This window comes from Pseudoxanthomonas sp. Root65 (assembly GCF_001427635.1).
Classification (GTDB): Bacteria; Pseudomonadota; Gammaproteobacteria; order Xanthomonadales; family Xanthomonadaceae; genus Pseudoxanthomonas_A.
Genome location: NZ_LMHA01000001.1, coordinates 1,426,239 through 1,442,003, shown reverse-complemented (window position 1 = coordinate 1,442,003; position 15,765 = coordinate 1,426,239). Strand labels below are relative to the sequence as shown.

At 66.9% G+C, this 15,765-nt stretch carries 12 protein-coding genes; 4 read left to right on the top strand and 8 right to left on the bottom strand.

From position 1 onward, the window contains the following. Nucleotides 1–107: 107 nt before the first annotated feature. Nucleotides 108–1,832, top strand: coding sequence for an ExeM/NucH family extracellular endonuclease (locus ASD77_RS06330; RefSeq protein ID WP_055938936.1), 1,725 nt, complete (start codon nucleotides 108–110; stop codon nucleotides 1,830–1,832). A gap of 132 nt (nucleotides 1,833–1,964) precedes the next feature. On the opposite strand, the gene ASD77_RS06325 is transcribed toward ASD77_RS06330, so the two are convergent. The 6 genes from ASD77_RS06325 to ASD77_RS06300 form a co-directional block, all read right to left on the bottom strand. Continuing rightward, complete coding sequence (locus ASD77_RS06325) at nucleotides 1,965–2,507, bottom strand: DUF1697 domain-containing protein (RefSeq protein ID WP_055938931.1); 543 nt, start codon at nucleotides 2,505–2,507, stop codon at nucleotides 1,965–1,967. 49 nt (nucleotides 2,508–2,556) lie between these two features. Further along, nucleotides 2,557–3,024, bottom strand: a complete 468-nt coding sequence (locus ASD77_RS06320) for a hypothetical protein (RefSeq protein WP_055938928.1) — start codon at nucleotides 3,022–3,024, stop codon at nucleotides 2,557–2,559. Further along, nucleotides 3,021–3,248, bottom strand: coding sequence for a DUF1653 domain-containing protein (locus ASD77_RS06315; RefSeq protein WP_055941109.1), 228 nt, complete (start codon nucleotides 3,246–3,248; stop codon nucleotides 3,021–3,023). The genes ASD77_RS06320 and ASD77_RS06315 overlap by 4 nt, the downstream gene beginning before the upstream one ends. A gap of 207 nt (nucleotides 3,249–3,455) precedes the next feature. After that, the gene (locus ASD77_RS06310; RefSeq protein WP_055938925.1) at nucleotides 3,456–3,839 is read right to left on the bottom strand and encodes a hypothetical protein; all 384 of its coding nucleotides are present in this window, start codon (nucleotides 3,837–3,839) and stop codon (nucleotides 3,456–3,458) included. 184 nt (nucleotides 3,840–4,023) lie between these two features. Further along, complete coding sequence (gene ggt, locus ASD77_RS06305; RefSeq protein ID WP_055941106.1) at nucleotides 4,024–5,754, bottom strand: gamma-glutamyltransferase; 1,731 nt, start codon at nucleotides 5,752–5,754, stop codon at nucleotides 4,024–4,026. A 52-nt stretch (nucleotides 5,755–5,806) separates the two neighbouring features. Then, a complete protein-coding gene (locus tag ASD77_RS06300) occupies nucleotides 5,807–6,421 on the bottom strand; it encodes a tetratricopeptide repeat protein (RefSeq protein WP_055938922.1) in 615 nt (204 codons plus the stop codon). Nucleotides 6,422–6,595: 174 nt separating this feature from the next. On the opposite strand from ASD77_RS06300, the gene ASD77_RS06295 reads away from it, so the two are divergent. Continuing rightward, nucleotides 6,596–10,306, top strand: a complete 3,711-nt coding sequence (locus tag ASD77_RS06295; RefSeq protein WP_055941105.1) for an indolepyruvate ferredoxin oxidoreductase family protein — start codon at nucleotides 6,596–6,598, stop codon at nucleotides 10,304–10,306. 250 nt (nucleotides 10,307–10,556) lie between these two features. Here the strand turns inward: ASD77_RS06295 and ASD77_RS06290 are convergent, their stop codons facing one another. Both ASD77_RS06290 and ASD77_RS06285 read right to left on the bottom strand, forming a co-directional pair. Next, nucleotides 10,557–11,156: a DUF938 domain-containing protein gene (locus tag ASD77_RS06290; RefSeq protein ID WP_055938919.1), complete on the bottom strand. Its 600-nt coding sequence runs from the start codon at nucleotides 11,154–11,156 to the stop codon at nucleotides 10,557–10,559. 72 nt (nucleotides 11,157–11,228) lie between these two features. Further along, the gene (locus ASD77_RS06285; RefSeq protein WP_055938916.1) at nucleotides 11,229–12,062 is read right to left on the bottom strand and encodes an NYN domain-containing protein; all 834 of its coding nucleotides are present in this window, start codon (nucleotides 12,060–12,062) and stop codon (nucleotides 11,229–11,231) included. 125 nt (nucleotides 12,063–12,187) lie between these two features. Here ASD77_RS06285 and ASD77_RS06280 point away from each other — a divergent pair, with 125 nt between their 5' ends. Both ASD77_RS06280 and ASD77_RS06275 read left to right on the top strand, forming a co-directional pair. After that, nucleotides 12,188–13,816, top strand: a complete 1,629-nt coding sequence (locus ASD77_RS06280) for a TldD/PmbA family protein (RefSeq protein WP_055938913.1) — start codon at nucleotides 12,188–12,190, stop codon at nucleotides 13,814–13,816. Nucleotides 13,817–14,118: 302 nt separating this feature from the next. Continuing rightward, complete coding sequence (locus tag ASD77_RS06275; RefSeq protein ID WP_055938910.1) at nucleotides 14,119–15,753, top strand: TldD/PmbA family protein; 1,635 nt, start codon at nucleotides 14,119–14,121, stop codon at nucleotides 15,751–15,753. Nucleotides 15,754–15,765: the final 12 nt, after the last annotated feature.

The following is a 15,765-nucleotide window of genomic DNA, read 5'->3' as shown; positions in this document are numbered from 1 at the left end:
GCTTCCGGCCTTCGACGAAACGCCGCCTCCGGGCGGCGTTTTTGTTTACGCCTCTCCGTAATCCATCCGGTTTACCCTTGCTGCCTTGCTTCAACGGTCGCCCCACGATGACGTCCTCCCGCTCGCTGCTCACCCTCGCCCTGCTCGCCTCCCTCGCGCTACCTGCCTGCGCGGCCACGCCGAAGGAACGCGTTATCCCCATCGGCCGAGTACAGGGCGAAGGCGCGCGCAGCGCCCTCGATGGCCAAACCGTCACCGTCGAAGGCGTGGTCACCGGCGCCTTCATCGAAGGCCTCGGCGGGTTCTTCCTGCAGGACAGCGGCGACGGCAATCCGAAGACCTCCGACGCGCTCTTCATCGCGCTGGAAGAAGGCGCAACCCCGCCCACCCTCACCGCAGGCGATCGCGCCCGCGTCCGCGGCATCGTCGGCGAACGCAAGGCAGGCGGCGACGCCACATTGACCGCGCTGCATGCCCCCGTCATCCATGCACGCGGCAAGGGCAACGTCGCACCGACCGTGCTGACCGCACCGCCCACCGATTGGAAAGCACTGGAAGGCATGCACGTGCGCATCGACGCCCCGCTGACGCTCAGCGGCACGCACACGCTGGAGCGCTTCGGGGAGCTGATCGCCAGTTTCGATGGACGCCTCTGGCAGCCGAGCGAACTCGCCGCGCCCGGGAGTGAGAAAGCGAAGCGACTCGCCGCCGACAACGCGCGCCGCACCCTGCTGCTGGACGACGGCAGCACGCAGCGCGATCCCGCCACCGTCTGGTACGTGCAGAACGGCCAGCCTCTGCGCACCGGCACCGTACTGATCGGCGTGCAGGGCATCGTCGACCAACGCCCCGGCGGCTGGCGGCTGCAGCTCACCGCCGCGCCGAGGATCGCCGCGCCGCAACGCCCGGCCGCACCGCAGGTCGCCGGCAACGTCCGCGTGGCGGCGTTCAACCTGGAAAACCTGTTCAACGGCGACGGCAAGGGCGGCGGCTTCCCCACCGAGCGCGGCGCGAAGACACCCGAGCAGTTGAAAGCGCAGCTGGCCAAGCTCACCGCCACCATCCGCGGCCTCGATCCCGACATCGCCGCGCTGATGGAGCTGGAGAACGACGGCTACGGCGCCGACTCCAGCCTGGCGCAGCTGGTCGCCGCCCTCAATGCTGGCGGCGGCACCTGGCGTTTCGTCGATGCAAAGCGGGGTCCGGGCCCGGACAGCATCCGCGTGGGCCTCATCTACCGCAGCGACAAGGTCAAACCCACCGGCAAGCCCGCCACGCTGCAGGAAGGTCCGTTCGGCGAACGCAGCCGCAGTCCGCTGGCGCAGGCGTTCGTGCGCGGCAATGGCAAGCCGTTCGTGGTGGTCGCGAACCACCTGAAGTCGAAAGGCTGCTCGGAAGCCACGGGCCTGGATGCCGACCAGAAGGACGGCGCCGGTTGCTGGAATGCGCTGCGGCTGGATTCGGCCAGGCGCCTGGACGCATGGCTGAAGACCGACCCCACCCGCACGCGCAGCGACCGCGTGGTGATGCTGGGCGACTTCAACACCTATGCGATGGAAGATCCGATGCGCTGGCTGCGGGATGACGCCGGCTGGGTGGATGCATTCACGCAAGCGGGCGCCGAACAGCCCTACAGCTATGTGTACAGCGGCCTGAGCGGTCGCCTCGACCACGCCCTGCTCAGTCCGTCATTGGCCAAGCAGCTGCGTGGCGCGGCCGAATGGCATATCAATGCCGACGAACAGGACGCACAGGGCTACGCCGACGGCGATGCGTCCACGCCCTACCGCAGCTCCGACCACGATCCGCTGCTGCTGGGATTCGATCTCTAGGCATTACAGCAGCCGGCAATCTTGCCTGTAGGAGCGACGTCAGTCGCGATGAACCACCGCGGAGGGGTCTTCGCGACTGACGTCGCTCCCACAAGACAGCAAAGGTGGGCCGAGGCCCACCCTACGCACGCACTAACGCTGCCCCTCCTCCACCAGCGCCTGCAGCTTCTGCACGGTGGCCCAGTTGCGCGTGGTCGCCGCCTTCCCGACCTTGCCCAGCAACGCCTCCGCCGCCTTACTTTCCAGGATGCCGCTGGCGCAATGCAGGTAGGCGGCCTGCGAACCGATGTGGAACTGTTCCGGTGCCATGACGTGCGGCGTGATCGCCGACATCGCCGCGAGGACACTGGCGTCCGCCACGAAGGCCACCAGCAGGCGCGAGGGATCGTCTGCCGAAGCGAACGGATTTTCCCGGGCAATCAACGCCAGCGCCTTGGCCGACACCACGATGACGGGAACCTCGATACCCAGCCGCGACGCGATGGCGGCCGATATGTCGGTAGCCAGCTTCTTCGGTGTGCCCTTGCTTGCCTTGAAGACGACGTTCCCGCTGTTGAGCAGCGTAGCGACGTCGGTGTAACCCAATCCTTCCAGCAGCGCGCGAAGATCCGCCATCGCAATGCGCTTGGCCTTGCCGACGTTGATGCCGCGGAGCAGGGCGATGTAGGTGGTCATGTCGATGCCTTGGCTCTATCCATGTAATCGCGCGTGAGACATCGGAGCATCAAGAGTCCGACGAAAAATGTGCACGGACCACTTTCTCGGTCTCGGGACCCCATATGCGGCTCGCCGTGCACAGTCCGTAACGAGCCGGGCCACTCGATTCGGCGACCACCAGGATCGTATCGCCAGGCATCAATGTTGTGAGTTCGGAAAACTCCACGCGCCCCGTAGCTTTAGGATCGTTGTACTGCCAGGTGGAAAGCACGGCGCCCACGGTCAATGGATCGCCTTTGAACACGATCTCCGGCTGCAACGTGTGGCGCACTACGGCCAGGCATCGACGCTCGTGTGGATTCTCTGTGTTTCGGAGCTCATCCAGAGAGGGAATCAGCGCGGACTTCACCACCGTCCCAACGTACACCGTCTCAGCCACCAGCAACTTGGGCTCCAGCGGCTCGATGACGCAGACTGCACCGGCCGCCATCGGCAGCAAGGCCATGCAAGCACCCGCGATGGCGAGAAGTTTCATGCCGACTCTACCGGCGCGAACCGCCTCACCGCGCGCCCCTCCACCATCACGTCCTCGCAGAACATCGCGTAAGGCCGCACCCACAACCCGCCTTCGCCATACAGCGCGCGATACACCACCACCGGCTCCAGCGTCTCGCTGTGTCGTGCCACCGCGACGACTTCGTAGTCGTTGCCCTTGTAGTGGCGATAGAGGCCTGGGGGGAGTGCCGGGAGTGTGTCCATGATGATCTCGTCGATCCGTAGGGTGGGCCTTGGCCCACCGATGCGGACATTGTCCACGAACAAATGCGTAGGATGGGAGGAGCCGCAGGCGGCTTTCAACGGCGAAGCCGGTCTGCCCATCGCCACATGCTTGCAGATCACGTGATGGGTAGACCGGGTCCGCCGTTGGAAACCGCTTCGCTCAACCCATCCTACGGACTACGCGCCTCAACACGTCCAGTAGATCTTCCGCTGCAGATCGACGACTTCCGGGCCATCACTGCAGCCGCCCACCTCGATGGCGGTTGCGTCCGCCGGTTGCGCCGCGATGATCCATTGCCTGCTCGCCGCGTGCCACGCGACCCTGCCTTCCGCGATCACGCCCCGGGGGAATACATCATCGCGATCATGGTTAGTCAGTGTGATGCGCTCACCCTCGATGCGGGCCTCGAGCCGGATGCTGGGCAGGTCAGGATGTTCCGCGAACCGATGCTGGAAGGCATAAATGCCCGGCGGCAACGGCATCGCCGGCTCGGACGCCGACGCGGTGGGCATCGCGCCAAGTATCCCGGCCAACGAGACGATCAGCCTTCCCACGATCCGGACACGCATTCCGTTCTCCTGCGTGTGGCAACCTCGTCCATCGCATCGCACTGCGGCGACTCCCGGGGCTCCACTGCGTTCTTCGCGATAGGTTGGGGTGAGGTCACGCACCCCAATCTGTGGACCCCTCAGCATCACGGGCGTTGGGGTTCACTCCGTTCCCCTAAACCTATAAAAACACTCGCGCAACCGCTCAATACCCCGCCGCCTGCCCATCCTTGCGGCTCTCGCTGGCGCCGTAATACACCCCCGTCTTCGGGTCGCGCATGATCGCCTGGTAGCCGCCGTACGGGCCGAGTGCCCATTCCACGTGGTGGCCCTTGTCCATCAGCGCGCGCACGGTCTCGTACGGGAAGCCGGACTCCAGCTGCACCACGCCGCCGTCGGTCATCGCCTTCGCGCTGCCGACCGGTTCGGTGGAGCCGTCGTGCTGCACGCGCGGGGCGTCGCCGGCTTCCTGCAGTGTCATGCCGAAGTCGACCAGGTTCATCACGATCTGCACGTGGCCCTGCGGCTGCATGGCGCCGCCCATCACACCGAAGCTGACCCACGGCTTGCCGTCCTTGGTGATGAAGGCCGGGATGATGGTCTGGAACGGGCGCTTGCCCGGCGCGTAGCAGTTGGGATGCGGCGTGGCACCGTCGCAACCGTTGAGCACGAACATCTCGCCACGGTCCTGCAGGATGAAGCCCAGGCCGGTCGGCGCCATGCCGCTGCCCATGCCGCGGTAGTTGGACTGGATCAGCGACACCATCATGCCGTCCTTGTCGGCGACGGTCATGTAGATGGTGTCGCCCTCGTCCAGCTCCTTCGGCGTGCCGGGCTGCACTTCGCGCAGCACCTTGTCGGGCGAGATCAGTTTCGCTCGGTCGCGTGCGTACGGCTTGGAGATCAGCCGCGCGACCGGTGCAGGCTGGAAGGCGGGATCGGCATACCAGCGCGCGCGGTCGGCGAAGGCGAGCTTCTTGGCTTCCACCAGCAGGTGCACATGCTCGGGGCTGCCGAAGGGAATCCTGCTGAAGTCGTAGCCTTCCAGCACGTTGAGCATCTGCAGCGCGGCGATGCCCTGCCCGTTCGGCGGCAGTTCCCACACGTCGACGCCGCGATAGTTCGTGCTGACGGGCGTGACCCACTCGCCCTGGTGCGCGGCCATGTCCTCGTACGCCAGGAAGCCGCCGTTGGCCTTGAAGTACGCGTCGATCGTGCGCGCGATATCACCCTTGTAGAACGCGTCGCGGCCGCCGTCGGCGATTTTCTGCAATGTGTCGGCGAGGTACGGATTCTTCCACATCTCGCCGGTGCGCGGCGCGCGGCCATCGCTGGTGAACTGCTCCTTGAAGCCGGGGAACTTCGACAGCCGCGGCACCGATCGCTCCCAGTAGTAGGCGATGGTCTGGTGGACCGGGTGGCCTTCGCGCGCGTAGCGGATGGTGGGCGCCAGCACATCGCGCATCGGCAGCTTGCCGAAGCGACCGTGCAGCGCGAACCAGCCATCGACCGTGCCCGGCACGCTGACCGGCAGCGGACCGTGCGCGGGAATGTCGGTAATGCCCTGCTGCTTGAAATGCTCCAGGGTCAGCGACTTCGGCGAACGGCCGGAGCCGTTGTAGCCATGCAGCTGTTTCGTCTTCGGGTCCCAGACGATCGCGAACAGGTCGCCGCCGATGCCGTTGCCGGTAGGTTCCATCAAGCCGAGCGCGGCGTTGGCGGCGATGGCCGCATCCATCGCGGTGCCGCCCTGCTTCATCACGTCCAGCGCGATCTGCGTGGCCAGCGGGTGCGAGGTGGCCGCCATCGCGTGCGGGGCGATGACATCCGAGCGGGTGGCGAAGGCGCGACCGGTGATGCGGTCGGCGGCGGAAGCGGGAATACCGGCGGCGGCGGTCAACGCCGTCGCCAGGCACAGCGAAGCAAGGGTGCGCATCGTGGACAGGGAATGGCGCGCGGTGCGCGCCTTCACCCGCCGATATTACGCGTTACGGCCAGACCGGCGGATTCGTCTGCCAGGCGCCGAGCACTTCGGCCAGCGTGTCGCGGTCTTCCTGACGCCACCCGGGCAGCAACGTGGCGTAGTTGCGTGCGTCGGTCCACAGCAGGGGCTCGGTACGCACGGCCGCGCCGTACCACTGTACGGCCTCGTCCTTGCGCCCCATCTTCCACAACACCAGTGCCAGCGTCGGCGGCACCCACGAGGCCCCGCCCACCACCGCGATCAACGGCGTCCACTGCTGCAGCGCGGCCGGGTATTCGCCCAGGCGATACAGGTCCCACCCATAGTTCCAACTGACCGAACGCCACTGGGTGCCGCCGGTCTGGGCGCTGCCCAGCGCCTGCTGGTAGAGCTGGCGGCCAAGATCGACGCGACCATCGGTCAGCGCGATGTGCGCCAGCTGCGCGGTCGCTTCGATGGTCTTGCGACCCCGTTCGCGCGCCTTCACCAACTGGTCGACCAGGGCATCGCCCTCGACCCCGCTCACGGCGACCACGGGCACGGCCGCGCGGTCCTCGTCGAAATAGAACTCCTTGGGCTTCGGCACAGTCTGCGCCTGCGCGGAAAACACCACGGATGCCAGCACAGCGGCCAGCAGCATGCACTTACCGGATTTCACGTACGTCCCCCAGACTACCGATAACCCCCGGCGCCCATCCTAACCGCTGCAACGCACAACGGCGGAGTGATGACGGTCACAGAAAAAGCCGCTGTTACAATGCGCGCCTTCACGCCCGAGGGGTTTTCGGGCCACGCCAGCCGCTTTGGGCCCGCCATGACCAGCACCGCCGAACTCACCTCGCCCTCTTCCGCCAACATGCCGCAGATCGGGGTGATCGACAGCGACTACACGCTGGAACACAAATACACCCGCACCGACGGCCGCATCTACCTCAGCGGCGTGCAGGCGCTGGTGCGGTTGCCGCTGATGCAGCGCCTGCGCGACCAGGCCGCAGGCCTCAACACCGCCGGCTTCATCAGCGGCTACCGCGGCTCGCCGCTGGGCGGCTTCGACCTGGAGCTGTGGCGCGCACGCAAGCATCTCGAGTCGGCGGGCGTGAAGTTCACCCCGGGCCTCAACGAGGACCTGGGCGCGACCATGGTGTGGGGCACGCAGCAGACCAACCTCTTTCCCGGCGCCAAGGTCGATGGCGTGTATTCCATGTGGTACGGCAAGGGTCCCGGCGTGGACCGCTGCGGCGACGTGTTCAAGCACGGCAACGCGGCCGGCACCTCGAAGTTCGGCGGCGTGCTGGCGCTGGCGGCGGACGACCACAACTGCCGCAGCTCGACGCTGCCGCATGGCTCGGAAGACGAATTCGTCAGCGCGATGATGCCGGTGCTGAACCCGGCCGGCGTGCAGGACATCCTCGACCTGGGCCTGGTGGGCTGGGCGATGAGCCGCTACACCGGCCGATGGATCGGCTTCAAGACGATCGCCGAGACGGTGGAGTCGTCGGCGTCCGTGCAGGTGGATCCGTTCGCGCGGCAGATCGTGATGCCGGAAGATTTCGCCATGCCGGCCGGCGGCCTCAACATCCGCTGGCCGAATCCGCCGCTCGACCAGGAAATGCGCCTGCACAAATACGCGGTGGCGGCGGCGCAGGCGTTTGCGCGCGCCAACGGCGTTGACCGGATCGTGCTGGATTCGCCGCGTGCACGGCTGGGTATCGTCACCACCGGCAAGAGCTATCTGGACGTGCTGCAGGCGCTGGAATACCTGGGCCTGGACGAACAGGCCTGCGCCGACATCGGCATCCGCGTCTACAAGGTGGGCATGACCTGGCCGCTGGAACCGGTGGGCATCACCGAGTTCGCCAAGGGCCTGGAAGACATCGTCGTGGTGGAGGAGAAGCGGGCCTTCATCGAGCGGCAGATGAAGGAGTACTTCTACAACTGGCCGGCGAATGCGGGCACGCGCCCGTCCATCGTCGGCAAGTACGACGAGGCCGGCGAGTGGATCCTGCCGTCCACCGGCGAGCTGACCCCGGCGACGATCGCCGGCGTGATCGGGCGCCGCATCCAGCGCTTCTTCACGACGGAATCCATCGAACAGCGCCTGCGCTGGATGGAGGAGAAGGAAGCCGAAATGGCGCTGCCGCGCGCCAACTTCCCGCGCGTGCCGCACTACTGCAGCGGCTGCCCGCACAACACCTCAACGGTGGTGCCGGAAGGTTCGCGCGCGCTCGGCGGCATCGGTTGCCACTACATGGTCACGTGGATGGACCGCAACACCGACACCTTCACCCACATGGGCGGCGAAGGCGTGACGTGGTCGGGGCAGGCACCGTTCACCGAGACCGAACACGTCTTCCAGAACCTGGGCGACGGCACGTTCTTCCACTCGGGCTCGCTGGCGGTGCGCCAGTCGGTGGCCACCGGGGTGAACATCACCTACAAGATCCTCTACAACGACGCGGTGGCGATGACCGGCGGCCAGCCGGTGGACGGTACGCTGTCGGTGCCGCAGATCGCGCACATGATGCGGTCGGAAGGCGTGGACACGATCGTCGTGGTCAGCGACGACGTGCGCAAGTGGAGCAAGCGCGAGCTGTTCCCCAGCGGCGTGGAATTCTTCGACCGCGCAGAGCTGGACGACGTGCAGCGCCGCCTGCGCGAGGTGAGGGGCGTCTCCATCCTGATCTACGACCAGGTCTGCGCCACCGAGAAGCGCCGCCGCCGCAAGCGCGGCAAGCTGCCGGATCCGGCCAAGCGCACGATGGTCAACACGCTGGTCTGCGAAGGCTGCGGCGACTGCGGCGTGAAGAGCTTCTGCGTGTCGGTGCTGCCGAAGGAAACCGAGTTCGGCCGCAAGCGCGAGATCGACCAGTCGAACTGCAACAAGGACTTCCGCTGCGTCGACGGCTTCTGCCCCAGCTTCGTCACCGTGCACGGCGGCACGCCGCGCAAGGGCAAGAAGGCGAACGCCGCCGACCTGCTGGCCGCGCTGCCGGCGCCGACGTTCAAGTCCAACCTCGACCAGCCCTGGAACATCCTGATCACCGGCGTCGGCGGTACCGGCGTGGTGACCATCGGCGCGCTGCTCGGCATGGCTGGCCACCTGGAGGGCAAGGGCGCCAGCGTGCTCGACCAGACCGGCCTGGCGCAGAAGGGCGGCGCGGTGACCACGCACATCCGCATCGCGCGCACGCCGGAAGACATCCACGCCGTGCGCATCGCCGCCGGCGAGGCCGACCTGGTGCTGGGCTGCGACATGGTGGTGGTCAACGACTACTGGGTGCTGTCGAAGGTGCGCGGCGAGCGCTCGCAGGTGGTGCTGAACACCTACGAGGCCATGCCGGGCACGTTCACCACCCATCCGGACATGCAGTTCCCGGCCAACGACATCGTCGCCGGCGTGAAGGTCGCCCTCGGCGGCCGCGAACCGATGCTGGTCGACGCCACCCAGGTGGCGACCGCGCTGATGGGCGACGCGATCGCCAGCAACCTCTTCATGCTCGGCTACGCCTGGCAGCAGGGCCTGGTACCGATCTCCTACGACGCCATCATGCGCGCGGTCGAGCTCAACGGCGCCGCCATCGAGATGAACAAGACCGCCTTCGCCTGGGGTCGTCTGGCGGTGGTGAATCCGCTCGCCGTGCAGGAGGCCGCCGGCCTGATCCACAACACGCAGACCGAGAGCGAGCGCACCCCGGGCACCCTGCAGATCCTGCCGCCGGGCGAGTGGGAAAGCACCGAGTGGGGCGCCAATGCCGCGCCGCGCAACCCGGGCAACGAGAGCGAGCTGCGCGGCCTGCCGGACAACGGTGCGGGCAGCGGCGACAACGTCGCCTTCCTGCCACTGGACGACCTGCGGCTGTCGCGCTCGCTGGACGAACTGGTCGCGCGCCGCTCGGCCTTCCTCACCGAGTACCAGGACGCCGCCTACGCGCGCCGCTACACCGACCTGGTGGCGAAGGTGCGCTCGGCCGAGAACATCAAGGCACCCGGCTCGACCGCCCTGACCGAGGCGGTGGCCCGCTACTTCTTCAAGCTGATGGCGTACAAGGACGAGTACGAAGTGGCGCGCCTGTACACCAGCGGCGACTTCCAGCGCCGCCTGCAGCAGCAGTTCGACGGCGACTACCAGGTGCACTTCCACTTGGCACCGCCGCTGTTCGCCAAGAAGGACGCGCACGGCCGCCTGATGAAGAAGGAATACGGCCCGTGGATGTTCAAGGCCTTCGGCCTGCTGGCGAAGCTGCGCTTCCTGCGCGGCGGCACCTTCGACGTGTTCGGCTACACCGACGAGCGTAAGGGCGAGCGCCAGCTGATCGCCGACTACGCCAACACCATCGATGAGCTGCTGGCCGCGCTGGATGCGGACAAGCTGGGTCTGGCGGTGGAGATCGCCAGCATCCCCGAGCATATCCGCGGCTACGGCCACGTCAAGGAGAAGCACCTGCACGCCGCCAAGGCGCGCGAGGCGGAACTGCTCGGTCTGTGGCGCAACCCGAAGTCGCTGCACATCGTGCAGGCGGCATAACAACAAAACCCCGCTCCGGCGGGGTTTTTGTTTGCGTAGCGTGCGCCATGCGCACAATGCCCAGACACTTTCTGGAGTCCGTGGGAGCGACGTCAGTCGCGAACGCTACCCTGCAGAAACCTTTCGACACGGATCAGAGCGGACAAATGCCGATCAAGCACGTTGAGTGCGTTCGTTTTCGATCCGCTTCTTTCGCCTTTATTCGTGTCGAATGAAGGCGTCCGATCCGCGGTCGCGACTCACCTCGCTCCTACAGGAATTTCCGCCGGCGCCAGACCAGACAGCGGTTGTTGGCCGGCATGGCGTTGTCCTCGACGAGCACCAGGCCGATCTCGCGCGCCAGCGCATCGACGGCCTCGACGTCGCGGATGCCCGACGCAGGATCGCGGTCTTTCAGCCACTGCTCGAAGGCGCGGTTGCTGTCGCTGGTGAAGTCGCCGCCGTAGTTGAAGGGGCCGTAGACGATCAGCGGGCCGTCTTCCTGGAGCACCTTGCCGACGCCGGCGAAGAACGCCTCGACCTGCGGCCAGCCCATGATGTGCAGGCTGTTGGCGGTGAAGACGGTATCGAAGGTCGCGGCGGGCCAGCGGCCGTCGACATCCAGTTCCAGGGCGGCCGGCGTATTCCCCAACGCGGCTTCGTCGAGCCACAGCGCGATGCCGGGCAGGTTGTCCGCCCGGTCGCTGCACTGCCAGATCAGCCACGGCATCGCCACGGCGAAGTGCACCGCATGCTGGCCGGTGCCGCTGCCGACTTCGAGCACGCGCCGGCTGTCGCCGACGTGGCGTTGCAACACCTCCAGGATCGGTCCCTGGTTGCGCTCGCAGGACGGCGCGAACGGCTTGCTCATGCGACGTAGCGTGCGCCGCGCGCACGACCTCTCGATTCTTCCGGCACCCCGGTGTCGTGCGCGTGGCGCACGCTACGCGGCCCGTACATAGAAGCGCTTCGCGCCGCCCTCGCCCGCCCGCTCCTCGACGGTGAAGTGGCGCGGATGCGCCTTCATCAGGTCGCTGAGCTTCTTGTGGCCGTACAGCCGGGTGTCGAAATCGGGACGCACCTTGCTGAGATAGCTGCCGACGCTGCCCAGGAAGGCCCAGCCCTGGTCATCGCTGGCCTCCTCGATGGCCTGACGGATCAGCCGCAGCGGCAGCGATTCGTGCTTGCCCTGCTCCACCACCGGCGCGGCGGTCGGCTCGGCCTGTGCGGCCGGCTTCTTCGCTGCGGGCCTGGCCGTCTTCTTCGCCGGTTTCTGCGGCGGGGGCGGCGCAGACGATGCCGGCACTTCGCTGCGCAGCACTTCCACATAGATGAACTTGTCGCAGGCCTGCACGAAGGCATCCGGCGTCTTGCGCTCGCCGAAGCCGTAGACGGTCAGCCCCTCCTCGCGCAGGCGCTGGGCCAGGCGGGTGAAATCGCTGTCGCTGGAGACCAGGCAGACGCCATCGAAGCGGCGCGTGTACATCAGGTCCATCGCATCGATGATCAGCGAACTGTCGGTGGCGTTCTTGCCGCTGGTGTAGGCGAACTGCTGCACCGGGTTGATCGAATGCTTCAGCAGCGCCTGCTTCCACTGCGTCATGCGGGTGCTGGTGAAGTCGCCGTAGATACGCTTGACGCTGGCCACGCCGTACTTGGCCACCTCCGCCAGCAGGCCTTCGATGACGGCCGGCTGGGCGTTGTCGGCATCGATCAGCACCGCCAGCCGTGGCTGCTCTTCGTCGTTCTCAGGCCGTCCGAGCGGGCGCGATTTCATGCGGGGCGATTCCTGTGCGGGAAGAGCCGCATTGTGCACCACGTCTCCATGGCATGACCGGCGTCACTTGACCTTGCGGCGCGTGCCGACGACAGTCCGGGGGCTTCCGTTTCCGGACCCGATCCATGCAGCGACGCGACTTCCTTGCCTTCGGCGGCCTGACTATCGCCGGGCTGGCCCTGCCCGGCACGCGCGTGATCGCCGCCGAGGCCCTGCTGGAACCGGGTGACGCGGCAAAGAAGAAGCGTCTGGCCGACGCCGCGCTCGCCGCCGCAACGGCCGCGGGCGCGACCTACGCCGACGTGCGCATCGGCCGCTACCTGCGGCAGTCGCTGATCACGCGCGAGGACAAGGTGCAGAACGTGGTGAACACCGAATCCTCCGGCGTCGGCGTGCGCGTGATCGCACAGGGCGCGTGGGGCTTCGCGGCGACCCACGAGCAGACGCCCGACGGCGTGGCCGCGGCGGCACGCCAGGCCGTGGCCATCGCCCGCGCCAATGCGCGCATCCAGGGCAAGCCGGTACAGCTGGCGCCCTTGAAGGGCGTGGGCGAGGTAGCGTGGCGCACCCCGATCGTGAAGAACGCGATGGCGGTGCCGGTGGAGGAGAAGGTGGACTTGCTGCTGGGCGCCAACGCCACCGCGTTGTCGGCCGGCGCCAGCTTCGCCGCCTCGCGCATGTTCGTCATCAACGAGCAGAAGTATTTCGCCAGCACCGACGGCTCCTACATCGACCAGGACGTGCACCGCATCTGGGTGCCCTTCACGGTGACGGTGGTGGACAAGGCGACCGGCAAGTTCAAGACCCGCGATGGCCTGTCCGCGCCGATGGGCATGGGCTACGAGTACCTGGACGCGAATCCCGCCGACAAGATCGCGCTGCCCGGCGGCGTGGTCGCGTACGGCGCGTCGTACGACCTGCGCGAGGACATCGTGGCGGCGGCCAGGCAGGCGCGCGCCAAGCTGACCGCGCCGTCGGTCAAACCCGGCAAGTGCGACCTGGTGCTGGACCCGTCCAACCTGTTCCTGACCATCCACGAGAACGTCGGCCATCCGCTGGAGCTGGACCGCGTGCTCGGCTACGAGGCCAACTACGCCGGCACCAGCTTCGCCACGCTGGACAAGCGCGAGCAGCGCTTCCAGTGGGGCAGCCCGATCGTCACCTTCACCGCCGACAAGATCGAGCCGCGCAGTCTCGGTGCCGTCGGCTACGACGACGAAGGCGTGAAGACCCGCCGCTGGGACCTGGTGAAGGACGGCGTGCTGGTCAACTACCAGGCCACGCGCGACGAGGTGCATCTCCTCGGAGAAGACGCCTCGCACGGCTGCAGCTACGCCGATTCGTGGAGCAGCGTGCAGTTCCAGCGCATGGCCAACGTGTCGCTGGCGCCGGGTAAGACGCCGCTGACCGTGGCGGAAATGGTGAAGGACGTGGAGAACGGCCTCTACATCCACGGTCGCGGTTCGTATTCCATCGACCAGCAGCGCTACAACGCCCAGTTCGGCGGCCAGCTGTACTTCGAGATCAGGAACGGCGCAGTGACCCGCCAGGTCGAGGACGCCGCCTACCAGATCCGCACGCCGGAGTTCTGGAACGCCTGCACCGCCATCTGCGATGCGCGCGACTTCCGCCTGGGCGGCTCGTTCTTCGACGGCAAGGGCCAGCCCAGCCAGGTCTCGGCAGTCTCGCACGGGTCGGCGACCACGCGCTTCAACGGCATCAACATCATCAATACGGCGCGATCGCTGGGGTGATGGGTTGCCGTCATCCCAGCGTGGGCTGGGATCCATCTTGCTCTTTGCTCCGAATCAGACTGGAAGATCAAACCCAAATGGATCCCAGCGTGCGCTGGGATGACGGTTCGAGGTGCGCGCGCGAACCCAGGAGGGTGCGTTCGATCACGTTGACGGGCTTCATCTATGCCTAAAGTCATTTGACGCTGTCTCCACCCCGGCGCAAGAATCGGGGCTGACCCGCGCGGTGGACATGGCGCGGGGCTCAACGCGTCCGTCGCAGTCCCCGCCTGCCTGCGCAGGCCCCATGGTGGAGAACAGCCTTGCAACGTCGTGACTTCCTGGCCCTGACCGGCCTGACCGTGGGCGGCCTGATGGTGCCGTCCTACTTCGGCAAGGCGATCGCCGCCGAGCAACTCCAGTCCACCCTCGATGTCGCGCTGAAGAAGCGCCTGGCCGACGCCGCGCTGGCCGCGGCCAAGCAGGCCGGGGCGACCTACTGCGACGTGCGCATCGGCCGCTACCTGCGCCAGTTCGTGATCACCCGCGAGGACAAGGTGCAGAACGTGGTGAACACCGAGTCCGCCGGCGCCGGCATCCGCGTGATCGCCAACGGCGCCTGGGGCTTCGCCGCCACCAACACGCTGACCGCCGAAGGCGTGGCCAGTGCCGCGCGCCAGGCCGCCGCCATCGCCAAGGCCAACAGCAAGACCCAGACCGCGCCGGTGCAGCTGGCCAAGGCGCCGGGCTTCGGCGAGGTGGCGTGGAAGACGCCGATCAAGAAGAACGCGATGGAGGTGCCGATCAAGGACAAGGTCGACCTGCTGCTGGGCGTCAACGCCGCCGCGATCAACGCCGGGGCCGACTTCGTCAACTCGATGATGTTCCTGGTGAACGAGCAGAAGTACTTTGCCAGCACCGACGGCTCCTACATCGACCAGGACGTGCACCGCCTCTGGGTGCCGATGACGGTCACCGCGATCGACAAGGCGACGGGCAAGTTCCGCACCCGCGACGGCCTGTCCTCGCCGGTCGGCATGGGTTACGAGTATCTCGATGGCGATGCCTCGCAGAAGTACACCACGCCGAATGGGGTCATCAATTACGGCCTGTCCTACGACATGAAGGAGGACGCCATCGCGTCCGCCAAGCAGGCGCGCGCCAAGCTGACCGCGCCGTCGGTCAAGCCGGGCAAGTACGACCTGGTCCTGGATCCGTCGCACACCTGGCTGACCATCCACGAAAACGTCGGCCATCCGCTGGAGCTGGACCGCGTGCTCGGCTACGAGGCCAACTACGCCGGCACCAGCTTCGCCACGCTGGACAAGCGCAACGAGGCATTCCAGTACGGCAGCGGCATCGTCAACCTGTTTGCCGACAAGGTGCAGCCGGGCAGCCTGGGCGCGGTGGGCTACGACGACGAAGGTGTCAAGACCAAGCGCTGGGACCTGGTGAAGGAAGGCAAGCTGGTCGACTACCAGACCATCCGCGACCAGGCCCACATCCTGGGCAAGGACGCCTCCGACGGCTGCTGCTACGCCGATTCGTGGAGCAGCGTGCAATTCCAGCGCATGGCCAACGTGTCGCTGGCGCCCGGCAAGGACAAGCTGTCGGTGGCCGACATGATCAAGGACGTCGAGAACGGCATCTACATCATCGGCGACGGTTCGTTCTCGATCGACCAGCAGCGCTACAACGCCCAGTTCGGCGGCCAGCTGTTCTACGAGATCAAGAACGGCAAGATCACCCAGCAGCTCGAGGACGTGGCCTACCAGATCCGCACGCCGGAATTCTGGAACGCCTGCACCGCGATCTGCGACGAGAGCGACTACCGCCTGGGCGGCTCGTTCTTCGACGGCAAGGGCCAGCCCGGCCAGGTGTCCGCGGTCTCGCACGGGTCGTCCACCGCGCGCTTCAACGGCATGAACGTCATCAACACCGCCCGCTCGCTCGGCTGACCGGCGCTTAAG